General features: G+C 64.6%; 15 protein-coding genes. 6 read left to right on the top strand and 9 right to left on the bottom strand.

Features of this window, described 5'->3' with window-relative positions:
• Positions 1 to 31: 31 nt before the first annotated feature.
• Positions 32 to 355, bottom strand: a complete 324-nt coding sequence (locus tag AABA84_RS09260) for a hypothetical protein (RefSeq protein ID WP_212249930.1) — start codon at positions 353 to 355, stop codon at positions 32 to 34.
• Between the two features lie 303 nt (positions 356 to 658).
• Here AABA84_RS09260 and AABA84_RS09255 point away from each other — a divergent pair, with 303 nt between their 5' ends.
• Positions 659 to 1456, top strand: a complete 798-nt coding sequence (locus AABA84_RS09255) for a L,D-transpeptidase (protein ID WP_445083403.1) — start codon at positions 659 to 661, stop codon at positions 1454 to 1456.
• 2 nt (positions 1457 to 1458) lie between these two features.
• Here the strand turns inward: AABA84_RS09255 and AABA84_RS09250 are convergent, their stop codons facing one another.
• Positions 1459 to 2508 carry a hypothetical protein gene (locus tag AABA84_RS09250; RefSeq protein ID WP_338311923.1) on the bottom strand — a complete coding sequence of 350 codons (1050 nt, stop codon included), beginning with the start codon at positions 2506 to 2508 and terminating at the stop codon, positions 1459 to 1461.
• A 341-nt stretch (positions 2509 to 2849) separates the two neighbouring features.
• Here AABA84_RS09250 and AABA84_RS09245 point away from each other — a divergent pair, with 341 nt between their 5' ends.
• Positions 2850 to 3845: a glycerophosphodiester phosphodiesterase gene (locus AABA84_RS09245; protein ID WP_338311922.1), complete on the top strand. Its 996-nt coding sequence runs from the start codon at positions 2850 to 2852 to the stop codon at positions 3843 to 3845.
• A 169-nt stretch (positions 3846 to 4014) separates the two neighbouring features.
• Here the strand turns inward: AABA84_RS09245 and AABA84_RS09240 are convergent, their stop codons facing one another.
• Positions 4015 to 6294, bottom strand: a complete 2280-nt coding sequence (locus AABA84_RS09240; protein WP_338311921.1) for a spermidine synthase — start codon at positions 6292 to 6294, stop codon at positions 4015 to 4017.
• Between the two features lie 178 nt (positions 6295 to 6472).
• Between AABA84_RS09240 and AABA84_RS09235 the strand changes: the two genes are divergently transcribed.
• Positions 6473 to 8083 (top strand): phytoene desaturase family protein, encoded by a 1611-nt coding sequence (locus AABA84_RS09235; protein ID WP_338311920.1) that lies wholly within the window; start codon positions 6473 to 6475, stop codon positions 8081 to 8083.
• Between the two features lie 275 nt (positions 8084 to 8358).
• Here the strand turns inward: AABA84_RS09235 and AABA84_RS09230 are convergent, their stop codons facing one another.
• Positions 8359 to 8514 (bottom strand): Flp family type IVb pilin, encoded by a 156-nt coding sequence (locus tag AABA84_RS09230; protein ID WP_094893896.1) that lies wholly within the window; start codon positions 8512 to 8514, stop codon positions 8359 to 8361.
• Between the two features lie 163 nt (positions 8515 to 8677).
• Here AABA84_RS09230 and AABA84_RS09225 point away from each other — a divergent pair, with 163 nt between their 5' ends.
• Positions 8678 to 9565 (top strand): 50S ribosomal protein L11 methyltransferase, encoded by an 888-nt coding sequence (locus AABA84_RS09225; protein ID WP_338311919.1) that lies wholly within the window; start codon positions 8678 to 8680, stop codon positions 9563 to 9565.
• A 94-nt stretch (positions 9566 to 9659) separates the two neighbouring features.
• Here AABA84_RS09225 and AABA84_RS09220 read toward each other — a convergent pair whose 3' ends face one another.
• The gene (locus tag AABA84_RS09220) at positions 9660 to 9839 is read right to left on the bottom strand and encodes a hypothetical protein (RefSeq protein ID WP_028145518.1); all 180 of its coding nucleotides are present in this window, start codon (positions 9837 to 9839) and stop codon (positions 9660 to 9662) included.
• A 186-nt stretch (positions 9840 to 10025) separates the two neighbouring features.
• On the opposite strand from AABA84_RS09220, the gene AABA84_RS09215 reads away from it, so the two are divergent.
• On the top strand, positions 10026 to 11852 hold the full coding sequence (locus AABA84_RS09215) for an aminopeptidase P family protein (protein WP_338311918.1): 1827 nt from the start codon (positions 10026 to 10028) through the stop codon (positions 11850 to 11852).
• 303 nt (positions 11853 to 12155) lie between these two features.
• The gene (locus tag AABA84_RS09210) at positions 12156 to 13430 is read left to right on the top strand and encodes a multidrug effflux MFS transporter (protein ID WP_212249943.1); all 1275 of its coding nucleotides are present in this window, start codon (positions 12156 to 12158) and stop codon (positions 13428 to 13430) included.
• A 159-nt stretch (positions 13431 to 13589) separates the two neighbouring features.
• Here AABA84_RS09210 and ligA read toward each other — a convergent pair whose 3' ends face one another.
• From ligA to lpxC, 4 genes are all read right to left on the bottom strand, one after another.
• Positions 13590 to 15683, bottom strand: a complete 2094-nt coding sequence (gene ligA / locus AABA84_RS09205; protein ID WP_246550555.1) for an NAD-dependent DNA ligase LigA — start codon at positions 15681 to 15683, stop codon at positions 13590 to 13592.
• A gap of 247 nt (positions 15684 to 15930) precedes the next feature.
• Positions 15931 to 17601 (bottom strand): DNA repair protein RecN, encoded by a 1671-nt coding sequence (gene recN / locus AABA84_RS09200; RefSeq protein WP_338311917.1) that lies wholly within the window; start codon positions 17599 to 17601, stop codon positions 15931 to 15933.
• A 13-nt stretch (positions 17602 to 17614) separates the two neighbouring features.
• The gene (locus AABA84_RS09195) at positions 17615 to 18505 is read right to left on the bottom strand and encodes an outer membrane protein assembly factor BamD (protein ID WP_212249948.1); all 891 of its coding nucleotides are present in this window, start codon (positions 18503 to 18505) and stop codon (positions 17615 to 17617) included.
• 245 nt (positions 18506 to 18750) lie between these two features.
• On the bottom strand, positions 18751 to 19713 hold the full coding sequence (gene lpxC, locus AABA84_RS09190) for a UDP-3-O-acyl-N-acetylglucosamine deacetylase (RefSeq protein ID WP_212249951.1): 963 nt from the start codon (positions 19711 to 19713) through the stop codon (positions 18751 to 18753).
• Positions 19714 to 19827: the final 114 nt, after the last annotated feature.

Raw genomic sequence — 19827 nt, 5'->3', positions numbered from 1 at the left:
AGCGAACCGTAATCCGCGCTACGGATATGCGTCACCGATAACAATGGAAGCGGTGATAGCCGTCATAATAGCCGCGGCAGCGGCGATGGCCACGGTGAGGAATGCCGAACACGCCCTCGACCGCGCCCACGGCGCCACCGACACCGGCGCCGACGACGCCTCCGACCGCACCGCCCACGGGGCCGGCAATCCGGTTGCCCTCATAAGAGCCTTCCTGGGCGCCGCGGACGATGCCCTGGGCGTGGCCGGCTTGCGGCAGCGACAACAGCGCGAGCAGGATGGCGGCGGCTGCGAACAGCAGGCGGACGGCTGAACCGGCCGGCGACGGCGCGGCGGCGATGCGGGCTTTGTTCATCTTCGATCCCAAAGGTGAATGGCGGCGAGCGCCGCCTGTCGAGGCAGGTGACCGTCAACGCACCGGGCGGCCAAATGGTTGCGCCTTTGTGACGAATTGTCGACGTTGTGAACGGGGCGCCGCTCGCGAAAATGTCAGCGCCACCGCTCGCGGCGCGGCACAAAGCGGCCTTGCTTACGCCCCGCGCCACGTTAACGATGGGCAGGCAGGCCGCTGGAACGAAAGCCGGATTGCAGGCATATTGCACGTCGGGGACGGAGAGCCGCGGCGCCTAGCGTGAACAGGCCGGAGGCCAGGATTCAAATGCGTTTCCAGATGCGTTCATTTTTTATCGCTTTCACCTCACTGATGCTTTTGAGCGCAGGCAGCGCGCAGGCCAAGGTCGAAATCACCGTCGACAAGGACAATCAGCAGATGACCGTCGCGGTCGACGGCGTCGCGCGGTATCACTGGCCGGTGTCGACCGGCATCCCCTCGCGCGAAACGCCGAACGGCGGCTTCCGTGCCTTCCGCATGGAAGAGGATCACTATTCCAAGGAATTCGACGACGCGCCGATGCCGCACGCCATCTTCTTCACCAAGGTCGGGCACGCCATCCACGGCACCGACTCGGTCGGCCGTCTCGGCTCGCCGGCGTCCCATGGTTGCGTGCGGCTGTCGCGCCAGAATGCCACGACGCTCTATGCGCTGGTTCAGCAGCAAGGCGTGCTCAACACCACCGTGACGCTGACCGGCTCGGCGCAGGTGGCGCTCGCCCGCAATCCGCGCGGCCGCACCAACAATGCAGTCGCCCGCGCGCCGCAGCAGCCTGCCGAAGAGCAGTACGCGACCACTGGCGATCCCGTGAACCTGACGCCGCCGCAGCAGCCAGCCCGTCGCTACATGCCGCAGGACGACAATTACATCTATCCCGCCGACGGCAGCGACACCGGCGCGCGCTATCCGGCACCGCGCCCGATCACACGCCCCTATGGCACGCAGGCCTATCAGCAACTGCCGCAGCCGACCTACGACCAGGGCTATGGCCAGCAGGGCACCTATTATCAGCAGCAGCAACCTCGCCAGTATTATCAGCCACGCAATTATTACTACCAGAACTGACCCTATCTGAACGCGGCGTCGCCGCGTTCGACGATCTTTCGTGCCGCATAGACGAAGGCCCGCGCGACCGGCTCGAGGATCTCGGGCCCGGTCGCCGTAAGATCATCCGAGGGCGTGTGGAAGGTACGATGGCGGCCGGCCATGCCGAGGAGGTTGGCGTAGCCCGCCGCGTGCACATCGCGCAGCTCACCGACCGCCTGCTTCTCCGTCACCAGGCGTTTTGCCGCGACCTTGGCGAAGGCCTCATCGGTCAGCGCGACCGCGGATTTGCTGAGCACGAGATAGCGCTCTTCCTCGGGCCGATCGGTGCGGGCACCTTCTGCAAAAGCGTAGCACGCGTTCGACGAACCGAAGTGAATCCACGCCAGCGTGTCCTTCGGCGCAGGCGCGCCGTGCTTCAGGAACAGCTCCATGCCGCCATGGCCGATCTCGTGGCCGGCGGTGGCGATGAAGACAAAATGCGCCGGCCATTTCTCGGCAACGATGGTGCGTGCCAGCGCGAGGAAGTTGGCAATACCGGGGCCACGCTCGCAGACGCAGCTATACCAGCCGGTCATCGGCGTGGAGACCACGACAGTCGGCCCGCGGCCGACGCCAGTCTCGGCGATGACGTTACGGCCGGTGACATCGCGTTCGTAGTGGCCCTTGACGTCGAGGGTGACGGGCGTGCCCTCGGCGAGCGCGCGCTCGAACGTCGCTTTCGACCTGGCGCCGACCACGATCACCGGCACCGGCCAGGGCGCATCCTCCTGTGTGACATTGTAAGCGAAGCGATCATCGGCGGGATTGCCGATCATCAGCAGGATCGCTGCCGGCTTTTTCGCCGCCGCTTCAGCGATGGCCGCACGATGGGTCGGCCCCAGATAGGCACCGCGATCGAACGGCAGCTCCAACCAGAGGATCTTGCCGGCGACATCACCGTCCCGCGCAAGCGGCGCGCTGAGATGGAAGCTCGCCCGGTCTTCCGGCGGCCACCAGAATGGCGTTGCCTCGACACTGGTGCCGGCGGCTTCGGCGCTGGCCTGCTCGACGACATATTGCCGGCCTAACACGACTGATTGAGCTGATCACAAAGCCCGCGGCCGAAAGCTCGCCGGCAATCCAGTCGGCGGTCGCCCGATCGCCCGCAGAACCGAAGCGGTGCAGACCGAAGGAGGCATAGCGCGCCACATCCTCATAAAGACTCGCGCCCGAAAGCACGTCCCTGGCTGCCACCTGTCCGACCATGAGAACCGCCATCGCTCCGATGAAGACAAGCCGCATATGAGTGGCTCCCTGAACCCTGCTTTTTGAGGCGCAGTTTCCGCCTTCCACGGCCGCCGTCAACCGTGAGGCTGGACGAAACGCGCCAAGATTTCATAAGCTGCTGTTTTCGCGAGCGCTGTGATCCCCGATGCCGTCACGTGCCACGACAATCCTGACCCTGCTCTCGGTTCTCATTGCAGGACAAGCCAAGGCTCTGGATATGGCTTTTGATCTCGAGGCGCATCGCGGCGGGCGGGCGCTGTTGCCGGAAAACACCCTGCCGGCCTTCGCCAACGCGCTGTCGATGGGCGTGGACACGCTGGAGCTCGACGTCGGCGTGACCGCCGACGGCGAGATCGTGGTGTCGCATGAGCGCGGGCTCAATCCCGATCTCGCACGCAGCGCTGGCGGGACTTACATTGCTCCGCCCGGCACGCCCTTCGTCAAACTGCGGCTGGACGAGGTCAGGACCTATGACGTCGGCCAGATCCGGCCGGACAGTGCCTATGCGAAACAATTCCCCGGCCAACGCGCCGTGCCGGGGACACGCATTCCCACCCTGAGCGAGCTGTTCGCGCTGGTGCGCAAGTCCGGCAACTCGCGTGTGCACTTTAACATCGAGACCAAGATCGATCCGAACCACCCGGACGAAACGCTCGATCCGCAAGCTTTTGTTACGAAGCTGCTGGGACTGATCGAGGCCGAAACGTTTTCCGACAGGGTCATGATCCAATCCTTCGACTGGCGAACCCTGCAGCTCGTCCAGCAGCAGGCACCGAAGATCCCGACGGTGTACCTGACGCTGCAGCGCGGCTTGGGCCAGACAGTCGCGCTGGACAAGGCCACCAATTGGACGGCGGGCTTCAGCCCGGCCGAACACGGCGGTTCGCTGCCGCGGACGATCAAGGCGGCGGGCGGTGCGATCTGGTCGCCCTATTTCGGTGACGTGACCGCCGCGCTCACCGCGGAAGCCCACGAGCTCGGATTGCGCGTCGTGGTGTGGACGGTCAACAAGCGCGAAGACATGGTGCGGATGATCGAGCTTGGCGTTGACGGGATCATTTCCGACAGGCCGGACCTGCTGCGCGACGTTGCCGGCGAGAAGGGCATGACGCTGCCGGCGGGGACGCCGGTCGCGCCGTAGCTCCCGTCTCGTGTCCCGGACGCGGCGCGGCATGAAATGACGCGACGCAGAGCCGGGACCCAGAGTTTGGGCCCCGGCTCAGCAGCGCACCGCTGAACTGGACGATGCTTCGCATCGCCAGGGAAGCGCTGCGCTGCATCCGAGGCACGGAGACGGTTGTCGTGCCGCCCTACTCCCCATTCTTCAATCGCCGGTACAGGGCGCCCAGGATGTTGGAATAGTCGTCGGTCCAGACCCGCACCCTGTCGTCGGCTTCGGTCAACTCCCAGACCTTGGAGGACGCGAGCTTGCCGACATCGGCCTCCTCACGCGCGGAGATGACGACGTCGGTCGAGAAGATGTAGTCGCCATCGCGCCCGGAATCCTCGTTGAAGACCCAGCTCTTGAGATCGTTGGCGTCGGCGATGCCGACCACGACGGTCTCGAGATCGAGATGCCGGTTGGAGACGTGCATCACCACGGCCCCGTGCGGGGCGAGCTTGTCCTTGTAGATCTTCATCGCCTCTTCGGTGGCGAGATGGATCGGGATCGCATCCGACGAATAGGCATCGACGATGATGAGGTCGTAGGCGCCGTCGGGCTCCCTTGCGAAGGTGAGGCGCGCATCGCCGATCACCGGTTTCATGTCCGGTAGGCAGCTCGAGATGTAGCGGAAATTCTTGGGATCACGCGCGGCATCCACCATCGACTGGTCGATCTCGAAGAATTTCCAGTCCTCGCCGGGTTCGGCAGCGCAGGCGAGCGTGCCCGATCCGACACCGATCGCGGCGACCTTGAGCGGCGCGCCCTTGCGCTCGCGGATCGCGCTGACGGCCTGACCGATGCCGCCGTCCTTGTGATAGTAGGTGATCGGCTCGGGCCGGCCGGTGACCGGCGTGCCGTCATTGTTGCGGAAGCGCTCGGCGCCGTGGATGGTGGTGCCGTGCATCAGCACATGGAAATAACCGCCGGGCGTCACCACGATCTTGTGCACGCCGAAGAAGCTGCGCACCGTCGTGACCCGGCCCTCGTCCGCCGGATAGACACGGATCAACGCCAGCGCGAGCGCGACGGTGGCGAATATCTTCCAGCGGCCGGCATTGAGCGCCAGCGCGAGCAGCGCGGCGAGCACGCCGACGGCGCCGGCGACCCAGACGCGGTGATCCTCCAGCCAGGTCGAGGCGCTGCCAGTGGTATAGGACGGCGCGACGAGCGCCACCGCGAGCGCGGCGAGCACCAGCCAGTACCATTTGACGATGCCGGCGAGACGCTCGTTAGCGGACGGCCGGCACAGAGCGGCGAGCGCGATCAGGATCGGGTATTCGGCGATCCACGAGAAGGTGAAGGGAGCAACGAGGCCAGCAAAGAGACCGCCGACCATACCGCCGAACGACAATGCTACATAGAAGCCGGTGAGATATCTGGCCGCCGGCCGGGTCCGCGCCAGCTCGCCGTGGCAGGCCATGGCAATGACGAAGAAGCAGAGTTGGTGGCCACCGAGTGTCAGCAGCAAATTCTGCTCGCCGCCGAAGGCGAGCAGGACGATGACGCCCGCGATCGCGACCGGCTGCAGCATCAGCATCCATTTGTGCGGCAGCAGCGGTCGCGACTGGAACACCACGACCCAGGTGAGCAGATACAGCGACAGCGGCAACACCCACAGCAGCGGCGCCGCCGCGACGTCGGTCGAGATGTGTGCGGTGACAGCGATGAGCAGACCCGAAGGCACCGCGGCGAGGAAGATCCAGCGCAGCCGCGTCACGATATCAGGCGCCGGCGCATTGATCTCCTCGGTCCGCGCATCGGCCATTGCGAGCTTCGGCGAGCGCAACAACAGCACGCCACAGGCGGCGATCAGGAGGATCAGCAGGCCATAACCACCGGTCCAGAACCGATTCTGCGTGTGCAGCGTGAACATCGGCTCGAGCAGGAACGGATAGGACAACAGCGCGAGGAAGCTGCCGATGTTGGAGGAGGCGTAGAGGAAGTAGGGATCGTGCCCAGCGGGATGGCCGGTGCGGACGAACCAGGCCTGCAGCAGCGGATTGTTGGCGGCAAGCGCAAAGAACGGCAGGCCGATCGAGACCACGAACAGACCGAGCAGCCAGAACGCATAGCCCGAAGCGGGCGGCTCGCCATAGGCGGAGGCAATGCCGAGCGGCAGCGTGGCGAAGGCCAGCACGAGCAACACCAGATGCACCGCCACGGGAACGACGCGGCTCTTCGCCTGCATCAACAGATGGGCATAGGCGTAGCCTGCCAGCAGCAGCGACTGGAAGAACACCATCGCCACCGACCACACCGCCGGCGAGCCGCCGAGCCGCGGCAGCACCATCTTCGTGAACAGCGGCTGCACCGAGAACAGCAGCAGCGCGCTGACGAAGATCGCAGCGGTGTAGACCGTCAGCAGCAGCCGGTTGCGCGAGGACGACGGCTGCTCCGTGGCGGCAGGTTGCACGATCGAATCCATGGAAGCTCCAGCCTACATTCTCCGGCGGGCGCCGGACGCGCGCAATGGAGCACAAGGCGCCTGAACGGGCAATAAAGGCACGCGTGATGTTGCAGCGAGGAATGCTTGATATAGAGATGTCATTCCGGATGCCTCAGGATGAGGACCCCGGGGTGGCCATGGAACAACTTGAACCGTCATGAGCGAAACCGACGTCCTCATCATCGGCGCTGGCCATAACGGCCTCACCTGCGCAGCCTATCTCGCGAGCGCGGGCCTGCGCGTGCGCGTGGTCGAGCGCCGCAAGGTGGTCGGCGGCGCCGCGGTCACGGAGGAGTTTCACCCCGGATTCCGCAATTCGGTCGCGGCCTACACCGTGAGCCTGCTCAATCCGCAGGTGATCCGCGACCTCAGGCTCGCCGAGCAGGGCCTGTGCATCGTCGAGCGGCGCGCGCAGAATTTCCTGCCCGCGCCTGACGGCTGCTATCTCTTGACCGGCGAGGGACGGACGAAAGCATCAGTCGCGCGGCTGAGCGCGCATGACGCAGGCGCGCTCGACGGATTTTCGCGCGAGCTGGAGGACATCGCCGACGTGCTCAGGCAATTCGTGCTCCGCGCGCCGCCGAACCTCGTCGACGGTTTTGGCACAGCGGCCGTCCGCGAAGGCGTCAACGCCTGGAAGACCGCCAACATCCTGCGCGGCCTCACGCTGGAACAGAGCCGCAGCCTGCTCGATCTCTTCACGCGCTCGGCCGGCGAGATGCTGGACGAGCGTTTCGAGCACAATCTGGTCAAGGCGCTGTTCGGCTTCGACGCCATCGTCGGCAACTATGCCAGCCCCTACGCCGCCGGCTCGGCCTATGTGATGCTGCATCACGCCTTCGGCGAGGTGAACGGCAAGAAAGGGGTCTGGGGTCACGCCATCGGCGGCATGGGCGCGATCACGCAGGCGATGGCGCGCACGGCACGCGATCGGGGCGTTGTGATCGAAACGGATGCCGGCGTCCGCGAGATCATCGTCGAGCGCGACCGCGCCGTCGGCGTCGTGCTGGAGAACGGCTCAGCCATCCGCGCCAAATATGTCGCGGCCAATGTCAATCCAAAGCTGCTCTACACGCACCTGATCGCAGCCGACGCCCTTCCTGCGGACTTCCTCGCTCGCATCCGGCACTGGAAGAACGGCTCCGGCACCTTCCGCATGAACGTTGCGCTGGACCGCCTGCCCTCCTTCACGGCGCTGCCGGGCGACGGCGATCATCTCAGCTCCGGCATCATCCTGGCGCCAAGCCTCGACTACATGGACCGCGCCTGGCTCGATGCGCGGGCGCTGGGCTGGAGCAGGTCACCCGTCGTCGAGATGCTGATCCCCTCGACGCTCGACGACACGCTGGCGCCTGCGGGAAAGCACGTCGCCAGCCTGTTCTGCCAGCACGTCGCGCCGGAGCTTCCCGACGGAAAGTCTTGGGACGACCATCGCGAAGAGGTCGCCGATCTCATGATCGCGACGGTGGATAAATACGCGCCGGGTTTTGCGGCGAGCGTGCTGGGTCGTCAGATCCTGTCCCCCCTCGATCTCGAACGGCAGTTCGGCCTTCTCGGTGGCGATATCTTCCATGGCGCGCTGACGCTGAACCAACTGTTCTCGGCGCGGCCGATGCTCGGCCATGCCGATTATCGCGGGCCGTTGAGGGGCCTCTACCATTGCGGCTCCGGCGCCCATCCCGGCGGCGGCGTCACCGGCGCGCCCGGCCATAACGCCGCGCAGGTGATCTTGAGAGATCACCGGTCGCTGTTCGGAAGCCGTGGATAGGTCTGTGGACTGGCTGTTGAATGGCCTGTGGTCAGACCGAGGATACACGGGCCATAACGTCGGACCGAGCCTGGGGGAAAGGCGGTGGAAAATCGCAGGACAAATCGCGGGAAAAGCTGGTGGATGGCGTCCCGGCAAGCGGTGGACAATTTGTCAAGATCCACTGAGACCGCGCGCCCGAAAACGACCTCGCCCGCGAGGGGAACCCCTTGCGGGCGGTGATCAGGAATAGCCTTTGAAGAAAAACAGCCCCCGCTGGGAGATGGAGGCGGAAATTACTTCAAGGAGGTGCTAATCGACGTGAACTTGTCGTTCAGGGTGACGCCCAGGCTGTTCACCACGGTGATGATCGCCAGAGCGATACCTGCGGCAATCAGGCCGTACTCGATCGCGGTTGCACCGGACTCGTCCGACCAGAACTTTTGAACCATGCTCTTCAAAACTCGTCTCCGTTTCAATTCCAAGCTGTGTTGGTTGGCTTCGACACCCGAAAATATACGGGGCGCAACCTGCAGCCCGGTTAACCCGGAAACCGCAACTTATGCGGAAAATTGGCGACGAAAGTTCCAAAAATTGAACTCAACGGAACCCTGAATGCAGCCTTCTCCTACCCATCGCGCCAGCTTTTCGATCGGCAGCGAGGCCGACGCCAGGCGCGTCGTCGACGTGCTCACCGAGGTGTTTTTCGACGGCGATGCGGCGGTTGCCGCCTTCGAGCGGCCGGACGGACCATGGGACGTCACGCTCCATTTCGCCGAGGCGCCCGATCAGGCTTGGCTCCGCGAACTCGTTGCAAATTCAGCAGGAAATGCGATTGCCGCGACGCTTCTGTTCGACACCGTCGAGGCCAAGGACTGGGTCAAGGCCAGCCTGGAAGATCTCGTCCCGGTCCCGGCCGGGCGCTTCGTCGTGCACGGCAGCCATGACCGCGACCGTGTGGCGCCGAACAAGCTCGCCATCGAGATCGAGGCGGCGCTTGCCTTCGGCACCGGCCACCACGGCACCACCCGTGGCTGTTTACTGCTGCTTGACCATGTCCTGAAGAGTTCCCGCCCGAGGAACCTGCTCGACCTCGGCACTGGAACCGGCGTCCTCGGCATCGCGGCGGCGAAGGCGCTGCATCGCGCGGTGCTCGCCTCCGACATCGACCCGCCGTCGGTGCGGGTGGCGGCCGAGAACGCGGTAATGAACGAGGTCGGCAACCAGGTCCGGGTCATCCGCGCCACCGGCTTCGCCGCGCCGGATTTCGGAAAGGCCGGTCCGTTCGACCTGGTGCTGGCCAACATCCTCGCCAACCCGCTCAGGCAATTGGCGGGCCCGATGGCGCGGCATCTCGGGCCCGGCGCACACGTCATCCTCTCCGGCCTGTTGACGCACCAGGCCCCCGCCGTCATCGCCGCCTATCGCGCGCGCGGCCTCGTGCCGTTGAAGCATCTGCGGATCGAGGGGTGGAGCAGCCTGTTGCTGCGGAATATCTCGTAGGGCGGATTAGCGAAGCGTAATCCGCCAATGCATGCGGCACCAAAGCGGTGGGTTACGCCTTCGGCTAACCCACCCTACGGCATCATCGATGCCGCTACTCTGCTGCCTTCTCATCCCGCTGCAGCGCGCGCTCATCCTGCAAGGTACGCTTCGCGCGGCGCTCGGCGATACGATCGATCATCTGGCGCATAACGCCGCGCGGCTTCTTCGGAGCCGCCGCAGTCGGGGTGCGACGCACCGGCGGCGTAATCTTCTCAAACGTGAACGCTGGCATCGTGTGTCCCCTCGCCATTGAGATGAACCACCTGCTCGAATTTCCCTGTCATCCGGACGAGGCGCAACTGCCGCATCCTTTACTCCACTCAATTCGAATGGAACCATTCAAGCACAGTCCATGCCAGATGCGACTCGAATGCGTCCAGATTGCGGACTCGTCCCCATGATCCTAAAGTGATCCACCATGTTCGAAGCACACTTCCAGACATTCGAGGAGCCGGAGGCCGGCGTCGCATTGACGGCACGGCTCGCCGCACTTCGCGAAGAACTCGCCCGCCGCAAGCTGACCGGCTTCGTGATCCCGCGCGCCGATCAGCAGCAGAACGAATATGTGCCACCGTCGGAAGAGCGGCTGGCCTGGCTGACCGGTTTCACGGGCTCGGCGGGCCTCGCGGTGGTGCTGACCCAGGAGGCCGCGGTGTTCGTCGACGGCCGCTACACGCTTCAGGCCGCCAAGCAGGTCGATGCAAAGGCCTGGGCCGTGGAATCGCTGATCGACCCGCCGCCGGAGAGCTGGGTGTCCGCGCATCTGAAAGCCGGTGACCGCCTCGGATTTGATCCGTGGCTGCACACTTTTGTGGCAGCCGAGCGCCTGTCCGCCGCCTGCGCCAAGGCCGGCGCCGAGTTGGTCGCGGTCGACAGCAATCCGGTGGATGCAATCTGGCAGGACCGGCCGCAGCCGCCGCTTGCCCCCGTCGCCGTGCACAGCCTGCAGAATGCCGGCGTCACTGAAGCCGAGAAGCTGACGCAGATCAGAGCCGAGATCGGCAAGCTCGGCGCCGACGCGCTGGTGCTGTCAGACAGCCACGCGGTGGCCTGGACCTTCAACATCCGCGGCGCCGACGTCGCGCACACGCCGCTGCCGCTGTCCTATGCGCTGGTGCCGAAGGACGGCCGTCCAACCATCTTCATCGACCACCGAAAACTCTCCAACCTGACGCGCGACCATCTCGAGCAGTCCGCCGACGTGCGCGAGCCCGATGCGATGGCGCCGACGCTGATGGCGCTCGCCAAGAGCGGCGGATCGATTGCACTCGACAGCGCCACCGCAGCCGACGCGCTCAGCCGGTTGATCTCGGGCGCCGGCGGCAAGCCGGTGCGCGGCAGCGATCCGATTGCACTGCTCAAGGCGGTCAAGAACGCGACCGAGATCAAGGGCACGCAGACGGCGCATCGGCGCGACGCCGTGGCGCTGGCGCGCTTCCTCGCCTTCATCGACCGCGAGGCCGCAAGCGGCAAGCTCACCGAGATCGACGCGGTCGAGGCGCTGGAGACATTCCGCCGCGACACCGGCGCGCTTAGGGACGTGTCGTTTCCCACCATCTCGGGCACCGGCCCGAACGGCGCCATCGTGCACTACCGCGTCACCCGCAAGAGCAACCGACGGATCGCACCCGGCGACCTGCTGCTGATCGATTCCGGCGCGCAGTACGAAGACGGCACCACGGACGTCACCCGGACCATGGCCGTGGGCGAGCCGACGGACGAGATGCGCGACCGCTTCACCCGCGTGCTGCGCGGCCATATCGCGATCGCGCGCGCCGTCTTTCCGGACGGCACTACCGGCGCGCAGCTCGACACGTTGGCGCGGCAATATCTCTGGGCCGCCGGCGTCGATTTCGAGCACGGCACCGGTCACGGCGTCGGCAGCTATCTCTCGGTGCACGAAGGGCCGGCGCGGATCTCGAAGCTCGGTACCACGCCGCTGAAGCGCGGCATGATCCTCTCCAACGAGCCCGGCTACTACAAGACCGACGGTTTCGGCATCCGCATCGAGAACCTCGAGCTGGTGGTGGCCGCCGACATCAAGGGCGCCGAGAAGCCCATGAACGCGTTCGAGACGCTGACGCTGGCGCCGATCGACCGGCGGCTGATCGATGTCACGATGCTGAGCCACGACGAGCTCGGCTGGCTCAACGCCTATCACGCGCGGGTCCGGGCCGAGGTGCGGCCGGCGCTGGACGAAGCAACGCAGGCCTGGCTCGATCAGGCGACGGCGGAGCTGACGTAGCGCGCATGGCGCTACGCGATTTGCGCAAGGCTGCTTCCCCCATAACAGCTGTCATGCCCCGCGAGAAGGCGGGGCATCCAGTACGCCGTGGCCTCCCCGTATGAAACTGCTGCCTCTGGAATACTGGATTCCCCGCCTTCGCGGGGAATGACACCGCTTTTGTAGCGCGAGCAATGCGCCGATCGGCCACCATCGCACCCTCATCATAACCATCCCGGAATCCGTATAGCCGCATTCCGAAACGCCGATATCCGTCTTGCGCGAGCGCGCTACAGTCGATTCGAACTCGAAAGATGGACACGCATGCACGGCATGATCAGCAAACCGCCGAAAGCGGCGACCAACCTCGCGACGTCGCGCCTGGTGCTGCTGTTGCTGGTCGTGATGACCGGGATCGCGCCGATCTCGCTTTACATCCTGGTTCCGGCGCTGCCGGTGCTGGCGACGAATTTCGGCAGCGACATCTCGATCGCGCAGATGACGGTGTCGCTCTACATGGTCGGCATCGCGCTGTCGCAGCTCATCATGGGACCGCTGTCGGACCGGTTCGGACGGCGTCCGGTGCTGCTCGGAGGGCTGGCGCTGATGGTCGTGGCCAGCGTCGCGTGCCTCTTCGCCGAGACCTTGCCGCAATTGATTGCCGCGCGCTTTTTCCAGGCGCTCGGCGGCGCCTCCGGCATGGTGGTCAGCCGCGCCATCATCCGCGACATCTACGAGCGCGACCGCGTCGCCTCGATGATCAGCCTCGTGGTCGCGGCGCTGATGATCGGACAGATGGTTTCGCCGCTGACCGGCGGCCTGATCGAGACTACGTTCGGCTGGCGCGCAATCTTCTACGCCATCACCATCGCCGCGATCATTGTCGCCGTCGGCATCGCGGTGGCGCTGCCCGAAACGCGGCGCAGCCGTGCCGCCGGCAGCGGCTTCCGTGGCGACGTCGGCAGCCTGATCCGCAACCGCGCCTTCGTCGGCTATGTGATGTGCCAGGTGCTGGCCTCGCAGATCATCTTCACTTTCGCAGGCGGCGGCCCCTACATCGTGGTGACGCAGATGGGCCGGACCAGCGCCGAATACGGCGCCTGGTTCGCGACCACAGGCTTTGCGTTTCTCGTCGGAAATCTGCTCTGCGTACGCTTTGCGCCGCGGCATTCGCTGGAAAAGCTGATCTGGTTCGGGCTCGCCCTCCAGCTCGCCGGCAGCCTTGCGAACCTGCTGTGGAGTTTGATCGGCTGGAACGAGGCCCCGGCCTGGCTGTTCGGCACGCAGATGATCGTGATGGCCGGCAATGCCTTCGTGATGGCGAATTCGGCCGCCGGCGCCATCAGCATCCGCCCCGAGGCCGCCGGCACCGCCTCCGGCACGATGGGCTTTCTCCAGCAGGGCATCGGCGCACTGATGTCGCAATTCGGCGCCTATCTCGGCGGCCACTCCGCAACGACGCTGCCGCTCACCGCCGCAGTCCTCGCGATCTCGCTGCTCTGCGCCTGCGTGATGATCTTCGTCGTCCCCCGCCGCGAAGTGGTGGTGAGCGAGGCACTGATCGAGCAGGCGGAGGAGGAAGAGAGCGGGATGATGTAGAGGGGCGCACAGCGCGCCCCTCATCTCGCTGTCATGCCCCGGCTTGACCGGGGCATCCAGTACGCCGCAGCCTCTCGGGTCAAGCACTACCGTCGCTGGATACTGGATCGCCCGGTCAAGCCGGGCGATGACAGCGGAGCAAAAGGCGCGAGCACGCCCCTAGGACTCCTCGATCAGCTTCAGCCATTCGTCTTCGGTCAGCACAGTTACGCCAAGCTCGCGCGCCTTGGTGAGCTTGGAGCCGGCCTCCTCACCAGCGACGACGTAGTCGGTCTTTTTCGAGACAGAACCTGCAACCTTGGCGCCGAGACGTTCTGCCATCGCCTTGGCTTCATCACGGGTGAACTTGGTGAGCGAACCTGTAAACACTACCGTCTTGTTCGAGACCGGCGAGCTCTTGCGCGGCTGTTCAGCGGGCTTCACCTCGATCTCATCAAGCAATTCGCCGAGCGCCTTGACGTTACGCGGCTCGGCGAAGAACTCGACCACCGCGTCGGCCACGATCTCGCCGATCCCGCCGATGTTGTTGAGGTCTTGATAGGCCTCCGTGGTGTTTTCTTCCTCACCGAGGCCTCTCGCGGCGGCGAGCATCGCATCGCGAAAGTTTTCGATCGTGCCGTAGTGCCGGGCCAGCAGCTTGGCGTTACCCTCGCCGACATGGCGAATCCCCAGCGCAAAGATCAGCCGATGCAGATCGATGTTGCGTCGAACGTCGATCGCGTCGAACAAATTCCGCACCGATGTTTCGCCGTAACCTTCCCACTCCATCAACTTCTTTGTCGACCGCTTGTCGCGCTCGCGGAGGGTAAAGATGTCGACCGGCGACATCACTATGCCCTCCTCATAAAATTCCTGGATCTGCTTCTCGCCGAGACCATCGATATCGAACGCAAGGCGCGAGACGAAATGCTTGAGCCGTTCCACCGCCTGTGCCGGGCAAATCAGCGCACCGGTGCAGCGGCGCACCGCCTCGCCCTCTTCGCGGACTGCATGGCTGCCGCAAACGGGACATGTCTCTGGAAACTTGTATGGCTTGGCGCTCTTCGGCCGCCTGTCCATGACAACGCTGACGACCTGAGGGATGACGTCGCCGGCGCGTTGGACGACAACGGTATCATCGACACGAAGATCGACGCCATCGCGAATGGGGGCACCGTCATTGCCGATACCCTTGATGTAGTCCTCATTGTGCAGAGTCGCATTCGAAACCACAACGCCGCCGACCGTCACCGGCTCGAGTCGCGCAACCGGCGTCATCGCGCCGGTTCGGCCTACCTGGATATCGATACCCTTGAGAAGCGTGGTTGCTTGTTCCGCCGCGAACTTGTGGGCGATCGCCCAGCGCGGACTGCGCGAGACGAAACCGAGTCGATCCTGCCAATCGAGCCGGTCGACCTTGTAGACCACACCGTCGATGTCATAGCCAAGCGAGGCGCGCTCCTCACCAATCTTGCTGTAGAACTTCAGTACGTCATCGACATTCTTGCACAGGCGCGTCAGCGGATTGACGACGAAGCCCGCCTTGTCCATCCATTCCAGCATGCCATGCTGCGTCTCAGCCGGCCGCTCGCTCATCTCACCCCAGGTGTAGGCGAAAAACTTCAACGGCCGGGAGGCCGTGACCGAGACGTCCTTTTGGCGCAATGAACCTGCCGCCGAATTACGCGGATTGGCAAAGACCGTATCGTCCGCCGCGGCCTGCTTCTTGTTCAGCTCGAGAAAATCCTTTTTGAGCATGTAGACCTCGCCGCGCATTTCGCAGGCTGCAGGGATGTGCCGGCCTTTCAACGTGTGCGGGATGTCCTTGATGGTACGGACGTTGGCGGTCACGTCCTCTCCTGTAAATCCATCGCCACGAGTCGCGGCACGAACCAGGTCGCCGTTTTCGTAGCGCAGCGATAGTGACAGGCCGTCGATCTTGGGCTCGGCAACCAGTGCCGGAATGTGATCGTCATCGAGCTTCAGGAAACGCCGGATGCGATCGACGAATTCAGTCACGTCCTCATCGCTAAAGGCATTACCAAGCGAGAGCATGGGTACGACATGCTGCACTTTCGCGAAGCGTCCAGAGGGCTTCGCTCCAACGACCTTTATTCGATCAAAATATTCCTTCCATCGTTTCTGTTGCTTCCATGTAGTGACAAGCAGCTTCTCTAGGACATCGTAATCTGCATCCGATATGATCGGCTTGTCCAAGTTATAGTAGGCGTGCTTCGCCCTCTCGATCTCCTCAGCATAAGCCCGCAGCATCATCGAAGTTTCTTTTTCGAAGGCCTTTGGCAGACTTATGAGTGTCTTCCGTTTCTCGTCTGCGTCCAACTCATGAAGTCTTTGATGAAAGGCAAAGACTTCATGTAAGTGCTCGTCTTCAAAAGAACTGAGAATGGCGACCAATTGAGCTTTTCGGAGATGCGGATCAACAAGAAGCCAATCGTCGGCAATGTAATTTAGCGCAACGGCTTTGTTATAGTTGCTTCGCTTTTGTGCCATGAGTGCCGTACTAACTTGCCGCCTTGAGCAGCCGTTCCGCCGCCGCCCTCGCCTCGGCCGTGATCTCGGCGCCGGCGAGCATGCGGGCGATTTCCTCGCGGCGGTGGTCGGCGGCCAGCGCATTGACGCGGGTGGCGACGCGCTTGCCCTTGTCGAGGGCGTCCTTGGAGATCAGGAGGTGCTGGTCGGCGCGGGCGGCGACTTGCGGGGCGTGGGTCACGGCCATCACCTGCACCTTGCCGGCAAGCCGCGCCAGGCGCCCGCCGATGGCGTCGGCGACCGCACCGCCCACGCCGGTGTCGATTTCGTCGAACACCAGCGTCGGCGCCGAGCCGCGGTCGGACAGCACGACCTTGAGCGCCAGCAGGAAGCGCGACAGCTCGCCGCCCGAGGCAACCTTCATCATCGGTCCTGGCTTGGTGCCCGGATTGGTCTGCACCCAGAACTCGACGCGGTCGAAGCCTTGCGGTCCCGGAGCTGCCTCATCGGTCGCGACCTGGGTCATGAACTTTGCGCGTTCGAGCTTGAGCGGCGCCAGCTCGGCGTTGACCGCCTTGTTGAGCTTCTCCGCCGATTTCTGCCGCACCAGCGACAGCTTCTTGGCGGCGGCGGCATAGCGGCTATCTGCCTCGATCGCGGCCTGCTCCAGCTTTTTCAGCCGCGAGGCGCCGGCATCGATCAGCACGACGTCGGCGGCGTATTTGGCGGCCAGCGCAGCAAGCCCGTCGACCGGCGTCGAATATTTGCGCGAGGCGGCCCTCAGCGCGAACAGGCGCTCCTCGATACGTTCGAGCTCGGCCGGATCGAAATCGGTCGCGGCGAGTGCCGCCTGCAGATGCTGGTCGGCCTCCTCCAGCGCGTTGATCGCCATATCGATCGCCTTCACGGCGGGCTCGACCAGCGCCGGCGAATTGACGCCGCGGCGCTCCAGCCGGCGCACCGCCGCCGACAGCGTCGAGACCGGCGAATGGTGACCACCGACAGCCTCCTGCGCCTCGCGCAGATCGGAGGCGATCTTCTCGCCCTGCATCATGGTGGTGCGGCGGTTGGCGAGCGAGGTTTCCTCGCCGTCCTTGGGCGCAAGCTGCTTCAGCTCGGCGGAAGCATGGCGCAGATAGTCGGCCTCGCGCGCGGCCCGCTCCATGCCGGCGCGATGCTCCTCCAGGGCGGTATTGGCAGTCCGGCGTGCATCCCAGAGCGATTCGACCGCGGCAACGTCCTTCTCCAGGCCGGCGAACGCGTCGAGCAGGCGGCGGTGGGTGGCGGCATCGACCAGCGCGCGTTCGTCGTGCTGGCCGTGGATCTCGACCAGGGCGGCGCCGACCGTCTTCAGCGTCTGCACGCTGATCGACTGGTCGTTGATGAAGGCCCGGGTGCGGCCGTCGGCGAGCTGCACGCGGCGCAAGATCATCTCGCCGGTGTCCTCCAGGCCGTTCTCGGCAAGGATCTTCGTCGCGGGGTGATTCTTGGGGACATCGAACACGGCAGTCACCTGCCCCTGCTCCACGCCGTGGCGCACGAGGCCGGCGTCGCCGCGGCCGCCGAGCGCGAGCGCAAAGGCATCGAGCAGGATGGATTTGCCCGCACCGGTTTCGCCGGTCAAAACCGCGAGGCCGGTGGCGAATTCGATATCGAGCCGTTCGATCAGGACGATGTCACGGATCGACAGACGCGCCAGCATGGAACCAAATTTCCTAGCCGAGACCCATCTTCTTGAAGGTCCGGCTGATCCAAGACCCCTGATTCTCGCTCGGTTCGAGACCGCCGGATTTTACAAGATTATAGGCGTCCTTGTACCAGCGACTGTCAGGAAAATTGTGCCCAAGCACGGCCGCCGCGGTCTGCGCCTCGCCGACGATGCCGATCGCCATATAGGCCTCGGTCAGCCGGAACAGCGCTTCCTCGACATGGCGGGTGGTCTGGTACTGCGTGACGACGGTCTTGTAGCGGTTGATCGCCGCCGTGTAGTCGCGCTTCTGCGCGTAATAGCGGCCGACATTCATTTCCTTGCCAGCAAGCTGGTCGCGCGCACCCTCGATCTTGGCCTTGGCGGACGTGGCGTATTCCGAGTTCGGATATTTGCGCACCACCTCTTCAAGGGCGGCGATCGCCTTCTCGGTGCGGGCCTGGTCGCGGCTGATGTCCGGGATCTGGTCGTAATGGGAGGCGGCGATCAGATATTGCGCATAGGCCGCGTCCGGGCTGCCGGGATGCAGCGTGACATAGCGGGTCGCGGCGCCGATGCAGCCGTCGAAGTCGCCGCCCTGGTAGGACGCGTAGGCCGACATCAGCAGCGATTTACGGGCCCAGTCCGAATAAGGATGCTGGCGGTCGACCTCTTCGAACTTCCTGTTCGCCGCCTTCATGTCCTTCTTCTCGTTCATGAGGTACAGGCCCTCATTGTAGATCTTGTCGGCGGGCTCCTCGACGAAGGTGTCGTCCTTGGCGGTGAACTTGTCCCAGAGCGAGCCGGTGCCGCAGCCGGCCAGCGGCAGCGCGAGCATCATGAAGGTGACGGCCTGCAGCAGCCCACGGGCCCGCGACGAGACCGAGAAATATCCGCGCGTCGTACGCTGTGCCGACATGAGTTTAAGCCCTGACGCCCTGTGATGCGGTGCCGCCAGCCCATGAACCCCGTCATGGGCGCGAAATGTAACCGTGGTGCCTGCCATGCGACCACGCCGATGTATCCGAAAAGCGATCTTTAACCAACCGGATAGGCAGGCATTCCGCCCGGATTAAGGCGAACGTGCCGCAATGCTAGCCGATCATGGTTACCAGGAGTTTCCCGGGGTAAGCCGCTGCCGGAGGCCCGCGGCAACAACTCTGTTCAGGACACGTCCGGCCCGTAGGCCGCAGCGATCCGTCCGCCGACGATACCGCGACCGACCTCGCCCACGGGACGCGTGGTGCGGCGGGCTGCCTCGCCCTCGACCACCCGCCAGGCGGTACGGTCGGCGAGCAGCGCGGTCAGGACGGCGTGGTTGAGCTTGTGGCCGCCACGCACCGAGCGGTAGGCGCCAAGCAGCGGCAGGCCGGCCAGCGACAGATCGCCGATCACGTCCAGCACCTTGTGGCGGGCGCATTCATCGGCGTAGCGCAGGCCCTCGGTGTTGAGCAGCCGCTCGTCGTCGAACACGACGGTGTTGTCGAATGAGGCGCCGAGGGCATAGCCCGCGCTCCAGAGCCGCGCGACGTCGCACATCAGACCAAAGGTCCGGGCCCGGCCGACTTCACGGCGGAAACGCTCCGGGTTGAGGTCGAAGGCGTAGCTCTGCTGGCCGATGACGGGATTGGTGAAATCGATCTCGACCTCGACGCAGAACCCGTTGGCGTAGGGCCTGATCTCGCCGAAGGAGTCGCCGATCTTGACCGAGATCGGCTTCAAAACCTGAATGAAGCGACGCTGTGCCGGCTGGGTAACGATGCCGGCCTGGTCGATCGCCGCAATGAAGGCCGCGGCGCTGCCGTCCATGATCGGCACTTCGGGACCGTCGATCTCGATGGTGGCGTTGTCGACACCCATACCCCGCAGTGCAGCAAGCACGTGCTCGGCGGTGGACACCAGCGGACCATTGCGATCCCCGAGGACGGTGGCGAAATCGGTCGCGATCACCTGCTCGGCGGTCGCCTGAACTTCGCGATCACTTCCCTCGAGGCCGGTGCGGACAAAAATAAAACCCGCGTCGACAGGCGCAGGCCCAAGGGTGAGAGTGACGGGAAGACCGGAATGAACGCCTACGCCTGCCACCGAGGCTTGCGCACGAAGCGTTGTTTGCCGGCTAAATTTCATCAGGAACCCGCCCCACTACGACCCACTGCGACTTATACTAGACCCACTTGGCCGGCCACTGCCGAGACGCTGCGAATCCGTATCCCCAAGTCACGCCAAACCATAGTCACTGCC

This window comes from Bradyrhizobium sp. TM239, from assembly GCF_036247985.1.
GTDB classification, from domain to species: Bacteria; Pseudomonadota; Alphaproteobacteria; order Rhizobiales; family Xanthobacteraceae; genus Bradyrhizobium; species Bradyrhizobium ottawaense.
Note: the sequence above shows the minus strand (reverse complement) of the source record. Positions and strands in the feature narration are given on the sequence as shown.